Origin of the sequence: Streptomyces sp. CS113 (assembly GCF_002188365.1) — a bacterium.
GTDB classification, from domain to species: domain Bacteria; phylum Actinomycetota; class Actinomycetes; order Streptomycetales; family Streptomycetaceae; genus Streptomyces; species Streptomyces tendae.
In genome coordinates, this window is the sequence record NZ_KZ195574.1 from 7,514,543 (window position 1) to 7,534,004 (window position 19,462).

The window sequence follows — 19,462 nt, forward strand, 5'->3', positions numbered from 1 at the left end:
ATGCGGTCCAGGATGCCAAGGATCACCTGCGGGCCGAGCGCCCGACCGACTCCACGAGCGGCAGCAGGCGGTGCGGCACGCGCTCGCGCAGCGCCACCTCGCTGCGGGTGCGGACCACGCCGGGCAGGCTGATCAGCTTCTGCACCACGTCCTCCAGGTGCGCGTTGTCACGGGCCACGACGCGGGTCAGCAGGTCCCCGCCCCCCGTGATGGAGAAGGCCTCGACGATCTCCGGCACCGCCGCCAGCGCCTCGCCCACCTCGTCGAGATGACCCTGGGTGACCTCGATGTGCACGAACGCGAGCACCGGGTGGCCCAGCGCGGCGGGGGAGAGCGACGGGGCGGTACCGGTGATCACGCCGTCGCGCTCCAGGCGGTCCAGCCGGGCCTGGAGGGTGCCGCGGGCGATGCCGAGGAGGCGGGCGTACTCCCGCACGCTGGTGCGCGGCTGCTCCAGCAGCAGCCGCAGGATGCGGGTGTCGAGCTCGTCGACGGCCATCGCGGGTCCGGCCCTCCTCCCGTCGGCCATTGGCTCTCCGGTGGCCGCAGGCATGCCCAGATCACTGTACCAATGGCACACCCCAGCGGCGGCCTGTTGAGCCAGTGGTGGCGGAGATGCTCCTATAGGGGTGTCGATGGCGCTGCGGATCCCGCGGCGCCTTTTGTATGCGGCGACTTCCGGGCCAGTGGGCGTGAGCGAGCGAGGGGGCGGTCATCAGTGCTGAAGAAGGTGTTCGTGAGCCCGGACCCGGGGCGGTCCCGGCTGCGGTTCGCCGCCCGGGCCGTCCTCGGCATCGGGCTGGCCGTCGTGGTGTGCGGGCTGGCCGGCACCTCGCTGGTCGGCGCGATCATCGGCGGCCTGGCCGCCCTGCTCGCGCTCTTCACCGTCACCGACGCCACCGTGCGCGGCCAGGCCGTCACCACCGCGCTGCTGCCGGTCGCCGGGCTGCCCGTGCTCACCGCCGCCGCCGCGCTGCACGACCTCCCTGTCGCCCGGGACCTCACCTTCCTCGCCGTCGTCGGCGCGGGCGTGTACGCCCGCCGCTGGGGCCCGCGCGGGCACAGCCTGGGCGTCTTCGCCTTCATGACCTTCTTCATCGCGCAGTTCCTGCACGCGACCACGGACCGGCTGCCCGAGATGTTCGCCGCCGTCCTGCTGTCCGTGGCCGCCGCCGCGGCGGTGCGGTTCGGCCTGTGGTGCTACGAGCGCCGCCGGCCCGCGCCCGCCGCTCCCGCGCCGCCCGCAGGCACCGGGCTGGCCCGCATCACCACCCGTCAGGCGGTGCAGGCCACCGCGGGTGCCGGATTCGCCCTGGTCGTGGGCCAGCTGGTGTCCGACGACCGCTGGTACTGGGCCGTCGGCGCGACCTGGTGGGTGTTCGTCAACACCACCTCGCGCGGCGAGACGCTGGTGCGCGGCTTCCGCCGGGTCCTCGGCACGGTGGCCGGCATCGGCCTGGGCTTCCTGATCGCCGTGCCGGTGGCCGGGTCCCCGGTGCCCACCGCCGTGCTGGCCGCCGCCTGCGTCTTCGGCATCTTCTACACCGCCGCGGTCTCCTACACCTGGATGATGCTCTGCGTGACCCTGCTCGCCGAGCTGCTCTACGGCCTGCTGGGCGTCCTCAGCCCCGGTCTGCTCGCCCTGCGGATCGCCGAGACCGGCGTGGGCGCGCTCGGCGCCGCGCTCGCCGTGCTCTTCGTCCTGCCCGTCACCACGCACGCCGTCACCGACGTCTGGATCCAGCGCGCGCTGCGCTGCGTGCACGCCTGCACCGCTCAGGCCGCTGCCCGCCTCGCCGGAACCGAGGGCGCCGACCCGGCGCCGCGCGTGGCCGAACTGGAGCAGCTGCTGGGCCGGGTACGGATGTCGGTCGCCCCGCTCGTGCACCCGTTGAGCCCGATGTACGGCCGCAGGCGGCGGGCCCGCCGGGTCCTGGACCTGCTCGACGACTGCGCCCGGGAGATCCGCGGCCTGGTCGCCGTCGCCGCCGACCCGGAGGCCTCGCACGACGCCCGGCTGGCCGCCGCCTGCTGGCGGGTCGAGGCCGCGGTGGAAGCCCTCACCGGCAACGGTGCCTCCGCCGCTCCCGGCGCCGTCCGCGCGGAAGGTTCGGTGGACGCCCGTGCGGGCGGGCAGCGCGCCGCCGAACCCGCGCTGGCCCACCTCCACGACCTGGAACACGCCCTCGCCGAACTCGCCGCGCCCCTGCGCAGCCCCTCCGGTTCACGCCTGGCCGGCGCCTGACGCGCCACGTCGGCCGCCCGCGGCACCCGTTTGGTCTAGACCGCAAGTGATCGACTGCTACCGTCACTCCGGGGCGGACGATCAGGGCAGATGATGAGGGCCGACGGAGCGGGACGAGAGGGGCAGTAGCGGTGACGGACGGCGGCAGGCGGCAGCGGCGGGCGTACATCGGGTCGTTCACGGCGGCCGGAGGCCCCGGCATCCTGACGGCCACGGTCGCCCCCGACAGCGGCGCCCTCACGGTCGTGAGCGGCACGGACGGACTGGCCGACCCCTCCTACCTGGCCCTGGCGCCCGACGGAAACACGCTCTACGCCGTCAGCGAGACGGACGAGGGCGCGGTGGCCGCCTACCGGGTGAGCGGGGACCGGCCCGAGCCCACCGGTCGGCCGGTGTCCGTCGACGGCGACGGGCCGACCCACCTCACCCTGTACGCCGGGCACGTGCTGACCGCCAACTACGGCTCCGGCACCGTCACCGCCGTACCGGTCCGCCCCGACGGCACCCTGGCCCGCTCCGCGTCCGGCGTCCTGCGGCACACCGGCTCGGGGCCGCACGCCCAGCGGCAGCAGGGACCGCACGCCCACCAGGTGCGGCCCGACCCCAGCGGGCGGTGGGCCGTCAGCGTGGACCTCGGCACCGACTCGGTGCGGGTCTGCACCCTCGCCGACGGTGCCCCGGCCGTGCACCGGGAGATCGCGCTGCGGCCGGGCTCGGGGCCCCGGCACCTGGCCTTCCACCCGGACGGCTCGCGCGCCTACGTCCTCAACGAACTGGCGCCCACCGTCACCGTCTGCCACTGGGAGGCGGCCGACGGCGCGCTCAAGCCCCTCACCGAGGTACCGGTGCTGCCGGGGGCCCCGGCGGGCGACGCCTACCCCTCCGGCATCGCCGTCTCGCCCGACGGCCGCTTCGTGTGGACCGCGACCCGCGGCGAGGACGTCCTGTCGGTGTTCGTCGTGGAGCCGGACGGACTGCGGCTGTCCGCCACCGTGCCCTGCGGCGGCCACTGGCCCCGCGACATCGCCGTGTCGGACGGCTTCCTCTACGCGGCCAACGAGCGCTCCGGAGACGTGACCTGGTTCGCCCTGGACCCGGCCACCGGCATTCCCCGCCGCACCGGCACCCTGTCGGTCCCGGCGGCCTCCTGCGTGATCTTCGCCCCCGCGTAACCGCAGGCAGCGCTCCGGCCCCGCCTGCGGGCCCTCGTGCCGCCCAGCCTGCGGGCAGCCATCCCGCCCCAGTCTGCGGGCAGTCTTGCCTCCCCCGGTGCCTGAGCGGCCTCGTAGGTACCCGCAGACGGCACGGGTGGGCGGTGGGGGCACCTCCCGCTCGAGCGGAGCCGAGAGTGGGGGAGGCACCCCGTAAGCGCCGGGCGGCGCGACCCACCCCCGCCCGCACCCATGCCGGACGCGATCCCGACCGACGGCCCCGTACCCCGCGGCCATGCCGAAGGGGCCCGCTCCTCACCAGGAGCGGGCCCCTTCACACACGCCTGGAAACGCAGGCGCACGCGCGCGTCACCGAACCGGCGCCCCCTGCGCCTGCTGCGGCGAGATCCCGAGCGCCGTCGTGTACTTGGCCAGCGCCAGCTTGCCGATCGCCGGGTACGGGCCGAGCGGCTCGGCGGTGGAGCAGCCCGCCTCCTTGGCCGCCTCCTCCAGCACCGACGCCTCGATCTCCGGGCCGATCAGGTATGGCGCGAGCGCCAGCTGCTGGGAGCCCGAGGAACGCAGCTGCTCGGCCACGGAGGCGATCGAGCCCTCCTCGTCCAGCGCCGCCGCGATCACCGGCACGGCGAGGCGCGCGGCGAGCAGCATGCCGGTGATGCCGGCCGCCTGGACGGCCTCGTCACCGCCCACGGAGGCCAGGATGATGCCGTCCGCGGCGGTCGCCACGGTGAACAGGCGGGCCCGGTCGGCACGGGCGAGACCGGCCTCGGAGAGCCGCACGTGCAGGGCCTCGGCCAGCAGCGGGTGCGGCCCGAGCACGTCGGTCAGCTCCGCCGCGATCTTGCTGTCCATCACGGCCTGCCGGATCCGGCGCAGCAGCGCGTTGTCCGGACCGGCGAGCAGCGGCACGACGACCGCGACGGGGCCCTCGGGCTCCCTGACGTCCAGGCCGGCGGCGCGCGCCTGCTCGAAGCGGGCGGTGCGCTCCTCGGCGGCCTGGACAAGCACGGCGGTCAGCGACGGGAACTCGGCGTCGTCGTCCCCGTCGAGGTGGCCGATTCGGGCGTCGAGCCCGGGCAGCTCGGAACGGGCGATGCTGATGACCTCGTCGGCGAGGCTTCGGGTGGCGCTACTGGGCGTCCCCGGCACCGCGAGGACGAGCGCCGGCGCGCCCTCGGGAGCCACCAGTGGTTCGGGACGGCGGTGCCGTCCGGGCTGGCGGGGGCGCGGCATTCGTACTGGCAGGCCGGACGCGGGCCCAGTGGGGGAGCTCATGGCGCCGCATGTTACTGGTTTCCGGGGTTTCCCTGTTCGGGGAGGGTGCAGGTGAGCGGTATCCGTCCGGTTTTGTCTGATGAGTGATGTACGGATCGGCCGACATCGGCATGATTCACCTCGCCGGCGGACCGGTTCTCAGCCGTCCGGCACGGTCGTCACCCACAGCATCCTGTCGTCACTCGGAAGTGTGAATGAACCGGTCGCCAGGTCGGTCGCGACCCGGACCGAGCCGTCCAGCGGATCACCCTCGGCGGCCGTCCACCGCGCCTGCGGCAGGCGCTTCGCCAGCTCGTCCCGCAGCGGCACGAGGAGCGGATCGCCCAGCCGCGTCAGCCCGCCGGTGACGGCGACGAGGGGTGCACCGCCGGCCGGACAGACCGCGGCGGCCGAGTCGGCCAGGTGCCGGGCGGCGGCCCGCAGGATCTCCGCCGCGACGGGGTCGGCGGCCGCACAGGCCGCCACGTCGGGTGCGAAGGAGGCCAGGACGGCCGGACGGTCGGACCGCGGATACACCTGCCCGGGGAGTCCCGCCGCGGGGCCGAACCGCTCCTCGGCGCGGGCCAGCAGCGGTGCGGAGCCGCCTTCCCGCCCGTCATGGGCGCGCAGCGCCGCCTCGAGGCCCGCCCGCCCGATCCAGGCGCCGCTGCCGCAGTCGCCCAGCAGATGCCCCCAGCCGTCCGCCCGGCGCCAGCGGGACAGATCGGTGCCGACGGCGATCAGGCCGGTACCGGCGGCCACCACCGCCCCGGCCCGCGGACCCAGCGCGCCCACGTACGCGGTGACGGCGTCGGCGGCCAGGGCGACCGTCCGTACGCCTAGCTCCCGGGCCAGCGCGCCCGGCAGTTCGGCGCGCAGCGCGTCGCCCAGCGTGGCCAGCCCGGCGGCCCCGACGACGACGGTGCCGAGCTCGGTGACGCCGGTTTCGGCGCACAACTCCCTGGCCATGGGCAGCAGTTGTCCCATGAGGTGCCCGGGGTCGATCCCGTGCGCACCGGTGCGGACGGGCTCCCGCGAGACCCGCCGACCGAGCGGGCCGTGTCCGCCGCCCGCTCCGCCGCCGGGACCGTCGTGGCCGTGTCCGCCGCCGGGGCCGACGGCACCGACGACGGCGCGCAGCCCCGAGCCACCGGAGTCCACGGCCAGGAAGCCGGTGCTCACGGCAGGCGCCAGTCGACCGGCTGACCTCCCAGGCGCATCAGCAGGTCGTTGGCCCGGCTGAACGGACGGGAACCGAAGAAGCCCCGGTCGGCCGACATCGGGGACGGGTGCGCCGACTCCACGGCCGGGAGGTCGCCGAGCAGCGGACGCAGATTGCGGGCGTCGCGGCCCCAGAGGATGGACACCATCGGCTTGCCCCGCGCCGCGAGCGCGCGTATCGCCTGCTCGGTGACCTCCTCCCAGCCCTTGCCGCGGTGGGCCGCGGGCTTGCGCGGGGCGGTAGTGAGCGCCCTGTTGAGCAGGAGCACACCCTGCTGGGTCCAGGGCGTGAGATCGCCGTTGGAGGGCTGCGGCAGGTTCAGGTCGGTGTTCAGCTCCCGGAAGATGTTGACGAGGCTGCCGGGCAGCGGGCGTACCTCGGGCGCGACGGCGAACGACAGTCCGACGGCGTGCCCCGGGGTGGGGTAGGGATCCTGTCCGACGATCAGGACCCGTACGTCGTCGAAGGGTTGCTGGAAGGCCCGCAGGACGTTCGCCCCCGCCGGGAGGTAGGTGCGTCCGGCGGCGATCTCCGCGCGCAGGAACTCACCCATCGAGGTGATCCGTCCGGCGACGGGCTCCAGGGCCTTGGCCCAGCCCGCTTCGACGATTTCATTCAAGGGTCGTGGTGCCACGGGCGTCACCCTACTGCCGTACGGGTGACGCCGATCAACCGGTGGCCAAGGCCCGTCCCCCCGGTCCGGTTCACCCGACGACCGCTGCCCGCACGCACAGCACGTCCGGCAGGTGGGAGGCCAACTGCCGCCAGCTGTCGCCGTCGTCGGCCGACGCGAACACCTCGCCGTTGCGGTTGCCGAAGTACACGCCCGCCTGCTCCGCATCGTCCGTGGACAGCGCGTCGCGCAGCACCGTGCCGTAGTGGTCCTCCTGGGGCAGGCCCGCCGACAGCGGCTCCCAGCTCTTGCCCGCGTCCGCGGTGCGGAAGACCCGGCACCGGTGGTCGGCGGGCACCCGGTCGGCGTCCGCGTTGATCGGGAAGACGTACGCCGTGTCGCCGCGGTGCGGGTGGGCGGCCACCGCGAAACCGAACGTGGAGGGCAGGCCCTCGCCGATGTCCGTCCAGTGCGCACCGGCGTCGTCGCTGCGGTACACCCCCCAGTGGTTCTGGAGGTACAGGCGGTCCGGGTTGGCGGCGTCCCGCGCGACCTTGTGGACGCACTGGCCGAACTCCGGGTCGGGGTCCGGCAGGAAGACGGCGGAGACACCGGAGTTCGACGGCGCCCAGCTCGCGCCGCCGTCGGCCGTGCGGAACACGCCCGCGGTCGAGACGGCGACCGTCACGGACTCGGGGTCGCGGGCGTCGGTGAGGACGGTGTGCAGTCCCTCGCCGCCACCGCCCGGCACCCACTTCGACCGCGTGGGGTGCTCCCACAGCGGGCGGACCAGCTCGAAGCTCTCACCGCGGTCCTCCGAGCGGTACAGCGCCGCCGGTTCCGTACCCGCGTACACCACGTCCGGCTCGGCGGCCGCCGGGTGCAGCTGCCACACCCGCTCCAGGGAGGCGCCGGTGTCCTTGGGGAACCTGACGGCGGGCGCGGCCGGTTCGGTCCAGGTCCGGCCCAGGTCGTCGGAGTGGAACACCGAAGGACCCCAGTGCGCGCTGTCGCCGCCCGCCAGCAGCCGCGGGGTGGCGCCGCGGGTGTCCAGGGCGACCGAGTACACCGCCTGTGCGTTGAAGTAGGGACTCTCGTCGAACTCCCAGGTGCCACCCCGCCGGCGCCCGATGAACAGGCCCTTGCGGGTGCCCACGGCGAGCAGTACCTCGGTCATGCCGATCACCTCCGCGGCGTCCTCGTCGACGCCTTCGTCTCGGACACGGGCCAGTCTGCACCCAGCCACTGACAGTCACCCCTGGAAAGGGCGTCGTAACAGGTCAGGACGGTGATGTCGGTTCCGCGGAGGTGTCCTTCGCGCCGCCTCGCTCAGTCCTCGCCCGGCAGCGCCCGCGCCAGGATCCCGCCGAGGTCGGCCGTGTCCGGCAGCGTGCCGAAGGCGTGTCCCCAGTCGCCGCCGAGCCTGCTCGCGCAGAAGGCGTCGGCGACGGCCGGCGGGGCGTGCCGGACCAGGAGGGAGGCCTGGAGGGTGAGCGCCATCAGCTCCACGAGCCGGCGGGCACCGGTCTCGGACGCCTCGCCGAGGCCCGCCCGGAGCCGGGCCGCCGCCGCGTCCAGCCGGGCGTCCGCCCCGCGTGCCAGGGCCAGTTCCGCGAAGAGGGCGTCCACGCAGGCGGGGGAGCGGCCGAGGGCCCGCAGCACGTCCAGGGCGTTGACGTTCCCCGAGCCCTCCCAGATCGACAGCAGCGGCGCCTCGCGGTAATGCCGCGGCATGCCCGAGTCCTCCACGTAGCCGTTGCCGCCCAGGCACTCCAGGGCCTCCGCGGTGAACGCCGGGCCCCGCTTGGTCACCCAGTACTTGCCGACGGCGGTGGCGATCCGCCGGAACGCCGCCTCTCCCTCGTCACCGCGCACCGCACGGTCGGCCGCGCCGGCCAGCCGCAGGGTGAGTGTCGTCGCGGCCTCGGACTCCAGGGCGAGATCCGCCAGGACGTTGCGCATCAGCGGCTGGTCGACCAGCCGGGCGCCGAAGGCGCTGCGGTGCCGCACGTGATGACCGGCTTCCACGAGGGTCTTGCGCATCAGCGTCGCCGAGGCCATCACGCAGTCCAGCCGGGTGCAGTTGACCATCTCGATGATGGTCTTGACGCCCTGCCCCTCGGGCCCGACCAGCCAGGCCACCGTCCCGTCGAACTCGGGCTCCGAGGAGGCGTTGGACCGGTTGCCGAGCTTGTCCTTGAGGCGCTGGACGCGGAAGGTGTTGCGGGTGCCGTCGGGCAGCACGCGCGGCACCAGGAAGCAGGACAGGCCCCCGGCGGCCTGGGCCAGGACCAGGAACACGTCGCACATTGGCGCCGACGTGAACCACTTGTGCCCGCGCAGCGTGTAGACCCCGGGCTCGGCGGTCGCGGTGGCCGTCGTGGTGTTCGTCCGGACGTCCGAGCCGCCCTGCTTCTCGGTCATCCCCATGCCGGCCAGCAGTCCGCGCTTGTCCGTGGGCGTGCGCAGCCCCGGTTCGTACTCCCGGGAGGCCAGCAGCGGTTCGTAGACCTTCGCCAGCTCGGGCTGGGCGCGCAGCGCCGGGACGGCCGCGTACGTCATCGAGGTCGGGCAGCCGTGGCCCGCCTCCGTGTGGCCCCAGACCAGCCCGCCGGCGGTCCGTGCGACGTGGGCGCCGTGCCGGTCGTCGGCCCACGGCGCGCCGGCCAGGCCCTCCCCGACCGCGACCCGCATCAGGTGGTGCCAGCTCGGGTGGTACTCGACCTCGTCGACCCGGTTGCCGTACCGGTCGTGGGTGCGCAACACGGGCTCGTGCCGGTTCGCGAGGTCGCCCCACTCCTGCGCCTCGGCGCTGCCCGCCCGGCGGCCCAGCCGCCGCAGCCCGTCCTCGGCCCACCCGGCGCCCTCCCGCCGCACGCCCTCCAGCAGGGCCGGGTCGTCGGAGGCGTCGTAGGGGGCCAGGGGAGGGGGCTGGTTGGTGACCTCGTGCGTCGCGCGGGCCTCCGGACGGCCCCAGGGCTCCTCGGACGGCTCGTAGGACTCGTACGGCGGTTCCTGCGCGAGTGTCGTCATGAGTCGAGTGTTGCACTCTCGCTGCGGTCGCAGCAATAGTGCAACATCATGGGCGCACGTACAGTACGTGCTCATGTGGACGAACGACACGTGCCCGCGCGGATGAGCGGTTCCGGGGCCGCCGACGGGCTCACCCTGCGTCCGCTGTCCGCGCGGTCGGTGGTTCTGAGCCTGCTGCTCGGCACGCACCCCCCGGAACTGCCGGCCCGGGACCTGGTACGGCTCGTGGAGGGGTTCGACGTCGGCGCCTCCACCGCCCGCGCGGCCCTGAGCCGGATGACCGCCGCCGGGGACCTGCGCCGCACGGACACCGGCTACCGGCTCAGTGAGCGCCTGCTGGAGCGCCAGCGGCGCCAGGACGAGGCCCTGCGCCCGCACACGCGCGCGTGGGACGGCGACTGGGAGACGCTCGTGATCACCGCGACGGGCCGCGGGCCCGCCGCCCGTGCCGAGCTGCGGGCCGGGCTGACCGCCCTGCGCCTGGCCGAGCTCCGCGAGGGCGTCTGGCTGCGTCCCGCCAACCTCGACCGCCCGCTGCCCCCGAGCCTCGACCGGGTGGCCGAGCGGCTCGTCTCACGCCCCGAGGCCCCGGCCCGCGAACTGGCCGCGCGCCTGTGGCCGCTGGGCGAGTGGGCGGCCACGGCGCGGGCACTGCTCGCCCATGTCCACCGCGCCCGGCGTCCGGCGGACCGCCTCACCGCCTTCGCGGCCGTCGTGCGGCACCTGCTCGCCGACCCGGTGCTGCCCGCGGAGCTGCTCCCGGCCGGCTGGCCGGGGACGGCCCTGCGGGACGCCTACGCGCGCTACCAGCGGGAGCAGTCCGGACAGGTCCGGGCGCACGGCGCCCGGACCTGACGCGTCACTTGTAGGTGATGTCGGACGAGGAGTACTTGCAGTACGTGCCGTCGGCGCCCGAGCCGTTCGAGTCCGGCTCGTCGCCGTCGTCGTTGCCGATGTACTTCTGGCACGGGACGATCTTCTTGCTGCTGTCCCCGACGATCGTGATGCCGCGCAGGGTCGCGCTGTCGCCGTAGTTGGTGTTGATCCCGGCGATCCGGCCGCCCTTCCAGCTCACCTCGATGTTGCTGAGGTTGATGGTCCGCTTGTACTGCGTCGAGCAGTTGCCGCAGGACCGGACGAAGGTGCCGAAGTTCTTCACGGCGAAGCCGGAGATGTTCAGGGTGCCGGCGCCGTTGAACTGGAACACCTTGTCGCCGGCCTCCTTGGCGCCGCCGCCCGAGACCGTGTAGACGTTCGACGACGAGGAGCCCCGGAAGGTCGCCGCGTCCTCGCCGACGTCCTCCCACCAGACGTTCTGGAGCGTGCAACTGCCCTTGCAGTGGACGCCGTCCGCGGCCGGGGCACCGATGATCACGTTCTTGAGGACGGCGCCGGGGGCCAGTTCCAGGATCGGGCCCTGGTCCTCGTCCTGGCCGTCGGAGCCCAGGTCGCCGGTGCCGTAGAGGCGCTTCATCCCGTAGTCCTTGGTGCCGGACACCGAGATGGTGGAGGAGACGCCCTCACTGCCGTTGGGGGTCGGCCAGGTGGCGGCGTGCGCCGAAGAGGCTCCGGAAGTCATGAGCATGCCAACCGAAAGCCCCAGGGCGGCCAGCGCGCCGGTTGCCGCGCGCCGGGCGGGCGGTCGTGTCGCAACGGTCATGTTCTGATCCCTTCCATAGGGAGTGGGGGTGGAAGAACGGAACATGTACGTGAACGATGTTCGTCAGCATGACCGTGAATACGAACGCACAGCCCAACTTGTGGGGAAGAGTGAAGCCGTGCCCTTCGCGACGGTCATGCTGGTGAACGGACCGTAGAGGGTAAGCACTTTCTAGTCAACGCCCCGCGCGAAACCCGGCGTCTACATGCCCCAGCCGTACTGGTCCGGCATCCGGGCGTCCACGCCCAGCTCCCGCGCCGCGTGCTGCGCCCAGGACGGGTTGCGCAGCAGCTCGCGGCCCAGCAGCACCGCGTCGGCCTCGCCGTTGGCCACGATCTTCTCGGCCTGCTCGACGTCGGTGATCAGACCGACGGCGGCGACCGGCAGCGTGGACCCCGCCTTCACGCGCGCGGCGAACGGGACCTGGTAGCCGGGCCCGGTGGGGATGCGGACGCGCGGGACGTTGCCGCCGGTGGACACGTCGAGCAGGTCGATGCCGTGCGCCTGGAGGTCGCCGGCGAAGCGGACGGTGTCGTCCGGCGTCCAGCCGCCCTCCTCCAGCCAGTCGGTCGCCGAGACGCGGAAGAACAGCGGCTTGTCGTCGGGCCAGACCTCCCGGACCGCGTCGACGACCTCCAGGGCGAACCGGGTGCGGTTCTCGTACGAGCCGCCGTAGGCGTCGGTGCGGTGGTTGGAGTGCGGCGACAGGAACTCGTGGATCAGGTAGCCGTGGGCGCCGTGGATCTCGGCGATCTCGAAACCGGCCGCCAGCGCCCGGCGTGCGGCGTCGGCGAACTGGCTCACCGTCTCCTGGATCTGCGGGGCGGTCAGCTCGGTCGGGACCGGGTGCCGCTCGTCGAACGCGAGCGCGCTCGGGGCCAGCGGCTGCCATCCGTGGGCGTCCGCCCCCACCGGCCCGCCGCCCTTCCAGGGCTGCGCGGTGGACGCCTTGCGGCCGGCGTGCGCCAACTGGACCGCGGGAACGGTCCCCTGGGAGCGCACGAAGTCCGTGATCCGGCGGAACGCCGCGACCTGCGTGTCGTTCCACAGCCCGAGGTCCTGCGGGGAGATGCGCCCCTCGGGGGACACGCCGGTGGCCTCCACGACGATCAGGCCGGTGCCGCCCACGGCGCGGGCGCCGTAGTGGGCGAAGTGCCAGTCGCCGGGCACGCCCGCCTGCGGGCCGGCCGGTGCGGCGGAGTACTGGCACATCGGCGGCATCCAGACCCGGTTCGGGATCGTGGTGTCACGCAGCCGGAGGGGCTCGAAGAGGGGGCTCATGGCGGGCTGCTCCAAGGGTCGGGCGGGGCGGGGACGGCTCGTACGATAGCTCTCGTAGTACGTCGGGTGTCAAACTACGACAGTTCTCGTACAATGGGGAACCGCCTCCCGACCGGTGGGGCCCCTGGACGAACTGGAGCCGCCGTGCCCCCCGCTGCCACCGCCGCCCCTCCACGCGAGTTGCCGCACCCGACGCGGGCGGAGATCCGGCTGGAGGGGGTGCTGCACGCGCTCTCCGATCCGGTGCGGCTGCGGATCGTGCGGGACCTCGCCGCCGACAGCGGCGCGCTCTTCTCCTGCTCCCACTTCGACCTGCCGGTCACCAAGTCCACCACCACGCACCACTTCCGAGTGCTGCGCGAGAGCGGGGTGGTCCGGCAGACGTACCGGGGCACGGCGAAGATGAACGGCCTGCGCCGGGACGACCTGGACGCCCTCTTCCCCGGGCTGCTCGACGCCCTGCTGGCCGCGGCCGCCCGGCAGGCCGCCGCCGTCGGGAGCCACTGACCGCCGGGGCGGGAGGCCGCTGCCGCCACCGCTCTGCCCCGCCGCGTCTCCGCGCGGTCCGCTCCGCTGACAGGGTGCCGCCCTCGGTGAACGAAGCGTGTTCCGTTCGTATGGAATGTGATCATTCGGTTACGTTGCGTATGTGCTCGAAGCATCCTTCGTTGATCGTTCTCTTCAGCTTTCCGACCGCTGTCCGGACGACGGTGAGATGTCCGTGCGGCACGCCTGGGCGGTGAGCGAGGGCTCCACCACGACCTCGTGGTTCGACGTCCGGCTGGCCTTTCCCGACGGCGCCCGGGTGGACGCGCTCGCCGTGCTGTCCGGTGCGGACGTGCGCGTCGAGGACGTGCGGGCCCAGCCGCCGCTGTCCCTCGACGACCTGGCCGTGCTCGCCGAGTGGCTGGAGCACCCCCTCTTCGAGGCCTGCGTCCCGGCCCCCGCCCGTGGCGCGCCGGCCGCGTCGCGGCGGGCCCGGCCCGCGTGGCCGCGCGGACGGGAGGGGCGCAGGCTCGTCGCCCAGGAGTACCGGACGGCCCGGGACGAGGGCGGCGATCCGGTCCTCGCGGTGATGCGCGCCACCGGGCACAGCAGGCGCAGGTCGCTCAGGCTGATCGGCCAGGCCCGCGACGAGGGCTTCCTGGCGCCGCGCCGCGCACGCCGCTGAGACGCGGCCGAGGGCGCCTCCCGCCGCCGGAGCGCCGCGTCGTCACAGCATCGCGCGCATCCGGGAGATCTCGCTCGTCTGCTGGGCGACCACGTCGTCGGCCATCTCCTCGATCAGTACGTTGTTGCCCTCGGACTTCACGTCCGTGGCCATGCTGATCGCGCCCTCGTGGTGAGTGATCATCAGGGTGAGGAAGAGCTGGTCGAAGGCCTTGCCCTCGGCCGCGCGCAGCTTCTTCAGCTGTGCCTCGGTCGCCATGCCCGGCATCGCGGCGTGATCGTGCCCGCCGCCCGTCACCTTCTCGCCGTGGGTCTCGAGCCAGCCCTCCATCGCCTTGATCTCCGGTCCCTGCGCGGCCGAGATGCGTTCCGCCAGCTTCTTGATCCGGCCGGACTCGGCCTGCTTCGGCGCCAGTTCGGTCATCTTCAGTGCCTGGGCGTGGTGCTGGATCATCATCCGCGCGTAGGAGACGTCCGCCGAGTTGGGGGAGTCGTCGTCGGCGCGCTGCTTCTCGGCGTCCTCGGCGGACAGGGTCCGGTTGCCCTCGCCCGGCTTGCCCGGCGCGATCACCGAGGGTCCGGCGGCGGCCGCCGCACCGGTGTCCGATCCCGAGTCGCAGGCCCCCAGCCCGAGCACGGCCAGTGCGGTCAGCGAGGCCGTGACGAGTGACGCGCTGGACATCGCGGGGCGAAAGGACACAACGACCTCCTGTGGCTGCGGGTGCCCCTCTGGGTGGAGGGAGGCGGAGCACCTTGTGGGTGCGATGACCGTCCTAGCACGCTTCCGCGCGTCACTGATCAAAAAACTTCATTGCGAGTTTGTTGCCCCCTGTTGAGATGTGCATGGCGAAGACGATACTGCGGGATGCGTGAACCGTTCCGACGGGAACGGACGTTGGGAGGAAACAGTGACCCTGTTGAACGACCCGCGAGCGCGGCGCAGACGCCTGGGAGTCGCGGCTGCCGCCGCCGGACTCCTGTCCGCGCTGCTCACCGCCGGCCCTGCCGTCGCGACCCCCGACCCCGGGGACGCTCCGGCCACGTCGAAGGAGGTGTCCAAGAGCGCGCGCGCCGAGGTGCGCGACGCCATCGAGAGCGGCGAGATACCCGGCCAGGACGAGATCGTCCACTCGGACAACATCGAGCACCTCACCAACATCCCCAAGGACGCACTGCCCGGCACCAACTCGGACCTGGCCTTCCAGGGCCGGTACGCCTTCGCCGGGAACTACGACGGCTTCCGCATCTTCGACATCAAGAACCCGAAGAAGCCGAAGACCGTCGCCCAGGTGCTGTGTCCCGGCTCCCAGAACGACATCTCCGTCTCCGGGGACCTGCTGTTCCTGTCGACCGACTCCTCGCGCAGCGACAGCAGTTGCAACAGCACCACGCAGCCCGCGACCGAGAAGTCCTCCTGGGAGGGCATGAAGGTCTTCGACATCAGCGACAAGCGGAACCCGAAGTACGTCGCCGCCGTCGAGACCGCCTGCGGCTCGCACACCCACACGCTGGTGCCCGAGCGGAAGAACGTCTACATCTACGTCTCCTCCTACTCGCCGAACGCCGCCTACCCCGACTGCAAGCCGCCGCACGACGGCATCTCCGTGATCAAGGTGCCGCGCAAGGCACCCGAGCGGGCGGCCCTCGTGGGCTTCCCGGTGCTGTTCCCCGGTGAGGGCCCCGACGGCGGCGGCAACCCGGGCGGACCCACCAACCCGGGCGTCTCCAAGACCACCGGCTGCCACGACATCACCGTCCTGCCCTCCGAGGACCTCGCGGCGGGCGCCTGCATGGGCGACGGCATCCTGTTCTCCATCAAGGACCCCGAGCGCCCGAAGGTCATCGACCGCGTCCAGGACAACGTGAACTTCGCGTTCTGGCACTCGGCGACCTTCAACCAGCGCGCGGACAAGGTCGTGTTCACCGACGAGCTGGGCGGCGGCGGCGCCGCCACCTGCAACGCGGAGATCGGCCCGAACCGCGGCGCCGACGGCATCTACGACATCGTCGGCCGCGGTGACCACCGCAAGCTGGTCTTCCGCAGCTACTTCAAGATCCCGCGCCACCAGGCGGACACCGAGAACTGCGTGGCCCACAACGGCTCGCTGATCCCGGTCAAGGGCAAGGACATCATGGTCCAGGCCTGGTACCAGGGCGGCATTTCCGTCTGGGAGTTCACCGACTCCTCGCGGCCCAGGGAGATCGCCTACTTCGAGCGGGGTCCGCTGACCACCGACTCGATGACCACCGGCGGTTCGTGGTCGGCGTACTACTACAACGGCTACATCTACTCGAACGACATCGCCAAGGGCTTCGACGTCCTCAAGCTCAGCGACCGGCGCACCGACCCGGCCAAGCGGGTCCACCTGCGGGAGCTCAACACGCAGACGCAGCCGGACTACTTCGACTGAGCGGTCGGGTCCGTCCGGTCCTGCCGCTTCGTCCGTTCCGGCCGATCGAGTACACCGGTCGCGAAGAACCGTGACAGGTCCGGGTCGCACGTCGTCCCGCCGGGCGCTTCGGCGTCCGGCGGGACACCCAGCTTCCAGTCCAGCCGGTAGCGCTCGAACAACTCGGCGCGCAGCTCCGGCACCGGCATCGGCACCCCGGGTACGAGAGCCGCGAAGACGGCGCCCATCAGCTGCGCGCGCAGCATCGGGTAGTCGCGGTCGACGTCCCGCGAGCCGTGCCGGGCCACCGTGTCCCTCAGCAGCTCCGCCAGCCGCCGCTGCTCCGGGCACGGCACGAAGCCGACCTCCGCCTGGAGCAGCCCCGCCATGTGCTGGCGCATGAGCACCGGCCGGTCCCGGGCGAGCCCCAGGATCGCGTCGACGGCCCGCGCCAGCCGCTCACGCCCGTCGCCGGTGTGCGGCTCGCGCTCCAGGGCCTCCTCCAGGGTGCGGTGCATCAACCGGTGCACGGCGGACTGCACCAACTGGCGCTTGCCGGGGAAGTAGTAGGAGACCAGCCCCCGGGCCGAGCCCGCCCGGTCCGCGATGTCGCCCAGCGTGGTCGCCTCGTACCCGCGCTCGCCCACCAGCTCCACGGCGGCCTGCAAAAGACGCTCCTTCGAGCGCCGCCGCAATTCTTCATTGACCGAGGCGCTGCGCGGGGACATGCTGTACTCCTGCGTTGACTGGCTACCAGCCAACTATACTCGGCGCAGACGGACGGCCCTGCGGGACCGTTCCGGCTACTGTCTGCCTCGGGCGACACGGGGGATCGTCCGAGGCGGGCGGGACCACCCGGTGGTTGCCTCGGGCTACGTGACCAGGTCCAGCACCGGCCGCAGCCCGGCCGGGCGCTCGGCCACCGGCAGGTGGTCGACGAAGTGCACCCCGCACCCGAGCGCCGCCGCGCCGCCGTCCGCCCTCCGGTCGTCGCCGACCATCAGCGTCCGCCCCGGCTCCACGCCCAGCGCCGCGCAGGCGACGCGGAACAGCCGGGGGTCGGGCTTGCGGATCCCGTGCTCGTACGACAGGACGTACGTGTCCACGTACCGGTCGAGGCCGTGCGCGCGGAACACCGGACGCAGGTCCCAGCCGATGTTGCTGACCACCCCCACGGCGATTCCGCGCCCGCGCAACGCGTCCAGCACCTCGGCGGCGTCGGCGTAGGCGCTCCACGCGTCCGGCGCCATGTGCCGCTCGTACAGCGCGTCGTACAGGTCGGGGCGAGGCAGCGGCACCTGCCGGGACAGCCCCGTGTAGGCGGCCCGGTGCAGCGCGGAGCTGTCGTCGCGGACCTCCCACACCTCGGCGAGTTCCTCCGGCACCCGCACCGGCGGTGCGCCGCCGGGCAGCGCTCCCGCCCGCTGGAGGGCCTCGGCCGTCCGGGCCAACTCCGGTGCGGCAAGCTCCACTCCGGCGCCGTCGAGCGCCGCGCGCAGCCAGGCTTCGGTGGATTCGATACGGAACAGGGTTCCGGAGAAGTCGAACAAAACGGCGGTCATGGCCCGGATCCTAGGGGGCGGCCACGACAGAGCGGCGGCGGCGACGGCCGCCGGGGCGACGTCCGGGGCCGGCGCGGAGTGCGCGGTGATCCGGCCCGGCGAACGCCGCGCCGCTCACGGATGCCGGCGCCGGTGCACCAGCACCGCGAGCGCCACGACCAGGGCGCCCAGGAGCCAGCCGCCGAGGACGTCCGTGGCCCAGTGGACACCGAGCCACACCCGGGTCACGCCGACCCCCAAGACGGAGACCACGGCGACGGCCAGGCCGGTACGGCGCAGGTCGCGCCCGGCGCCGTAGTGGTGGAGCAGCCACACCAGCAGGCCGCACACGAACGTCGCGGTCATCGCGTGCCCCGAGGGGAAGGCCGCGTAGTGCGCGGAGTCCACGGGATCGGGCCAGACCGGGCGGGGACGGTCCACCGCCGCCTTGAGGGCCTGTTGCAGAAGACTGCCCAGCAGACAGGTCGCGCCCAGCCACACGGCCGTCCACCGGTCCGCACGGCGCCACCACAGCCACAGCACCACCACCGCGCACAGCAGGCGCATCGTCCAGGTGTCCCACACCCAGTCGGTGAGGATCCGCATGGCCTGGGTGACGCCGCCCTGTTCGACGGCCCATCGGTGCGTCGTGTCGGCGATGTCCTCGTCGAACCGCACCAACGGGCGCCATTCGACGGCCACCAGGGTGAGCAGGAGTACGGAGCACACGGTCAGCACCCAGGTGACGCGGAGGGCGGTGCGTGGCTGCGGCGGGGCGGGCGGCGAGTCGACCGGCGGCGTCTGCATGCTGCGATCCTCGCCGAACCGGTGCCTTCGGGGCCACTGCCGTGGCGGGGAGGCCGCGCTAGCCCAACGCCCGCAGCCCCGGCGCGAACGCCAGCAGGACCGGGACGACCGGTACCAGGGCGGCCGCGGCCGTCAGCCGCAGCCTCCGGGCCGCCGTAAGGCGGTTCGGCGGGGTGAGCAGCCGGTGGACCCGCTGCGGGACGCCGGCACGCGCGGTCGGGCACGGGCCGAAGACCCCGCGGTCCTCGTTGAGTTCGACCAGGGCCAGGGCGGTCGTCAGCCGGCCGAAGCTGCGGGAGGCCACGTCGTCGGCGGCGAGTTCGACCAGGCGGTGCATCTCGTCGCGGAACGCGGCGAACACCGGGACCCGCGGAAACCCGTCCGCCAGCGCGGCGGAGCAGTGCAGCAGCCAGTCGTGCCGCGCCCGCGCGTGCCCCTTCTCGTGGGCGAGCACCGCGTCCAGCTGCCGGCCCTTGAGGCGGCGCAGCGCAGCGGTGGTGACCACCAGCTGAGGGGGAGTGCCGGGCAGCCACCAGGCGTCCGGCCGTTCGCCCTCCAGGACGACGAGCGGCCCCGGGCCGGGCTCCTCGCCGGGCAGCAGCGGAGCGCGGTGCCGCAGCTCCGCCCGGCGCAGCCGGCGCCGGGAGCGGGCCCGTACGACCTCCCGGGCGAGCATCGCGGCGCTCCACAGCCCGCCGCAGGCCAGCGTGACGGCGGTGGTGTCCGCCCAGAGGCCGGAGGTGCCCAGGGCGTAGGCCTCGACCACCGGGCCGGGAGCGGCCGCGAAGACGGGCCCGCCCACCGCGTGCCAGGCCGCCGCCGCGCTCAACGTCATCGACAGCGCGCAGCACACGAGCACCGCCGCCACCGCGCACTGCCAGACCCACAGGGCGACCACCGGTTCGCGGTCCGGCCAGTCGGCCCGGGCGAGCAGCCTGGGGGCGAGCACGGCGGTCAGCGCGCCGAGCAGCAGCAGTGCCGCGGGGAGAATCATGGGGGCAGCCTATGAGCGCCGCGTCGTCGGCAGTACGGCCCGAGACGCAAAGTGACGCAGGCAACGATTGCGCACGGCGG

General features: G+C 73.5%; 19 protein-coding genes. 6 read left to right on the forward strand and 13 right to left on the reverse strand.

Features of this window, described 5'->3' with window-relative positions; genetic code table 11:
* Positions 1-22 precede the first annotated feature (22 nt).
* Complete coding sequence (locus tag B9W62_RS33890) at positions 23-499, reverse strand: Lrp/AsnC family transcriptional regulator (protein WP_087810733.1); 477 nt, start codon at positions 497-499, stop codon at positions 23-25.
* Positions 500-718: 219 nt separating this feature from the next.
* Here B9W62_RS33890 and B9W62_RS33895 point away from each other — a divergent pair, with 219 nt between their 5' ends.
* Positions 719-2,245, forward strand: coding sequence for an FUSC family protein (locus B9W62_RS33895; RefSeq protein ID WP_087810734.1), 1,527 nt, complete (start codon positions 719-721; stop codon positions 2,243-2,245).
* A gap of 131 nt (positions 2,246-2,376) precedes the next feature.
* Positions 2,377-3,417: a lactonase family protein gene (locus B9W62_RS33900; protein WP_087810735.1), complete on the forward strand. Its 1,041-nt coding sequence runs from the start codon at positions 2,377-2,379 to the stop codon at positions 3,415-3,417.
* Positions 3,418-3,765: 348 nt separating this feature from the next.
* Here the strand turns inward: B9W62_RS33900 and B9W62_RS33905 are convergent, their stop codons facing one another.
* The 5 genes from B9W62_RS33905 to B9W62_RS33925 form a co-directional block, all read right to left on the reverse strand.
* Positions 3,766-4,692, reverse strand: coding sequence for a sirohydrochlorin chelatase (locus B9W62_RS33905; RefSeq protein WP_087810736.1), 927 nt, complete (start codon positions 4,690-4,692; stop codon positions 3,766-3,768).
* Between the two features lie 138 nt (positions 4,693-4,830).
* Entirely contained in the window at positions 4,831-5,853 is a 1,023-nt protein-coding gene (locus tag B9W62_RS33910) for an N-acetylglucosamine kinase (protein ID WP_087810737.1), read from the reverse strand.
* On the reverse strand, positions 5,850-6,527 hold the full coding sequence (locus B9W62_RS33915; protein WP_087810738.1) for a uracil-DNA glycosylase: 678 nt from the start codon (positions 6,525-6,527) through the stop codon (positions 5,850-5,852). Before B9W62_RS33915 ends, B9W62_RS33910 begins: the two co-directional genes overlap by 4 nt.
* A gap of 70 nt (positions 6,528-6,597) precedes the next feature.
* Entirely contained in the window at positions 6,598-7,752 is a 1,155-nt protein-coding gene (locus B9W62_RS33920) for a WD40/YVTN/BNR-like repeat-containing protein (protein ID WP_087810739.1), read from the reverse strand.
* A gap of 83 nt (positions 7,753-7,835) precedes the next feature.
* A complete protein-coding gene (locus B9W62_RS33925) occupies positions 7,836-9,539 on the reverse strand; it encodes a DNA alkylation response protein (protein ID WP_087810740.1) in 1,704 nt (567 codons plus the stop codon).
* A 102-nt stretch (positions 9,540-9,641) separates the two neighbouring features.
* Here B9W62_RS33925 and B9W62_RS33930 point away from each other — a divergent pair, with 102 nt between their 5' ends.
* On the forward strand, positions 9,642-10,394 hold the full coding sequence (locus B9W62_RS33930; RefSeq protein WP_256976810.1) for a PaaX family transcriptional regulator C-terminal domain-containing protein: 753 nt from the start codon (positions 9,642-9,644) through the stop codon (positions 10,392-10,394).
* Between the two features lie 4 nt (positions 10,395-10,398).
* On the opposite strand, the gene B9W62_RS33935 is transcribed toward B9W62_RS33930, so the two are convergent.
* Both B9W62_RS33935 and B9W62_RS33940 read right to left on the reverse strand, forming a co-directional pair.
* Positions 10,399-11,199, reverse strand: coding sequence for a pectate lyase (locus tag B9W62_RS33935; protein WP_087810742.1), 801 nt, complete (start codon positions 11,197-11,199; stop codon positions 10,399-10,401).
* 201 nt (positions 11,200-11,400) lie between these two features.
* Entirely contained in the window at positions 11,401-12,480 is a 1,080-nt protein-coding gene (locus tag B9W62_RS33940) for an NADH:flavin oxidoreductase/NADH oxidase (protein ID WP_087810743.1), read from the reverse strand.
* 144 nt (positions 12,481-12,624) lie between these two features.
* On the opposite strand from B9W62_RS33940, the gene B9W62_RS33945 reads away from it, so the two are divergent.
* Together B9W62_RS33945 and B9W62_RS33950 are read left to right on the forward strand one after the other, a co-directional pair.
* Entirely contained in the window at positions 12,625-12,987 is a 363-nt protein-coding gene (locus tag B9W62_RS33945; RefSeq protein WP_087810744.1) for an ArsR/SmtB family transcription factor, read from the forward strand.
* A gap of 208 nt (positions 12,988-13,195) precedes the next feature.
* The gene (locus B9W62_RS33950) at positions 13,196-13,651 is read left to right on the forward strand and encodes a DUF6214 family protein (protein ID WP_087810745.1); all 456 of its coding nucleotides are present in this window, start codon (positions 13,196-13,198) and stop codon (positions 13,649-13,651) included.
* Positions 13,652-13,693: 42 nt separating this feature from the next.
* On the opposite strand, the gene B9W62_RS33955 is transcribed toward B9W62_RS33950, so the two are convergent.
* Complete coding sequence (locus B9W62_RS33955) at positions 13,694-14,350, reverse strand: DUF305 domain-containing protein (protein ID WP_087810746.1); 657 nt, start codon at positions 14,348-14,350, stop codon at positions 13,694-13,696.
* A gap of 208 nt (positions 14,351-14,558) precedes the next feature.
* Here B9W62_RS33955 and B9W62_RS33960 point away from each other — a divergent pair, with 208 nt between their 5' ends.
* Positions 14,559-16,061 carry an LVIVD repeat-containing protein gene (locus B9W62_RS33960; protein ID WP_087810747.1) on the forward strand — a complete coding sequence of 501 codons (1,503 nt, stop codon included), beginning with the start codon at positions 14,559-14,561 and terminating at the stop codon, positions 16,059-16,061.
* On the opposite strand, the gene B9W62_RS33965 is transcribed toward B9W62_RS33960, so the two are convergent.
* The 4 genes from B9W62_RS33965 to B9W62_RS33980 form a co-directional block, all read right to left on the reverse strand.
* On the reverse strand, positions 16,049-16,768 hold the full coding sequence (locus B9W62_RS33965; protein ID WP_087810748.1) for a TetR/AcrR family transcriptional regulator: 720 nt from the start codon (positions 16,766-16,768) through the stop codon (positions 16,049-16,051). The two genes, B9W62_RS33960 and B9W62_RS33965, sit on opposite strands and share 13 nt — an antisense overlap.
* A gap of 144 nt (positions 16,769-16,912) precedes the next feature.
* On the reverse strand, positions 16,913-17,602 hold the full coding sequence (locus tag B9W62_RS33970; RefSeq protein ID WP_087810749.1) for an HAD family hydrolase: 690 nt from the start codon (positions 17,600-17,602) through the stop codon (positions 16,913-16,915).
* A 114-nt stretch (positions 17,603-17,716) separates the two neighbouring features.
* Positions 17,717-18,388 (reverse strand): phosphatase PAP2 family protein, encoded by a 672-nt coding sequence (locus B9W62_RS33975; protein WP_087810750.1) that lies wholly within the window; start codon positions 18,386-18,388, stop codon positions 17,717-17,719.
* Positions 18,389-18,446: 58 nt separating this feature from the next.
* Complete coding sequence (locus B9W62_RS33980) at positions 18,447-19,382, reverse strand: M56 family metallopeptidase (RefSeq protein WP_087810751.1); 936 nt, start codon at positions 19,380-19,382, stop codon at positions 18,447-18,449.
* Positions 19,383-19,462: the final 80 nt, after the last annotated feature.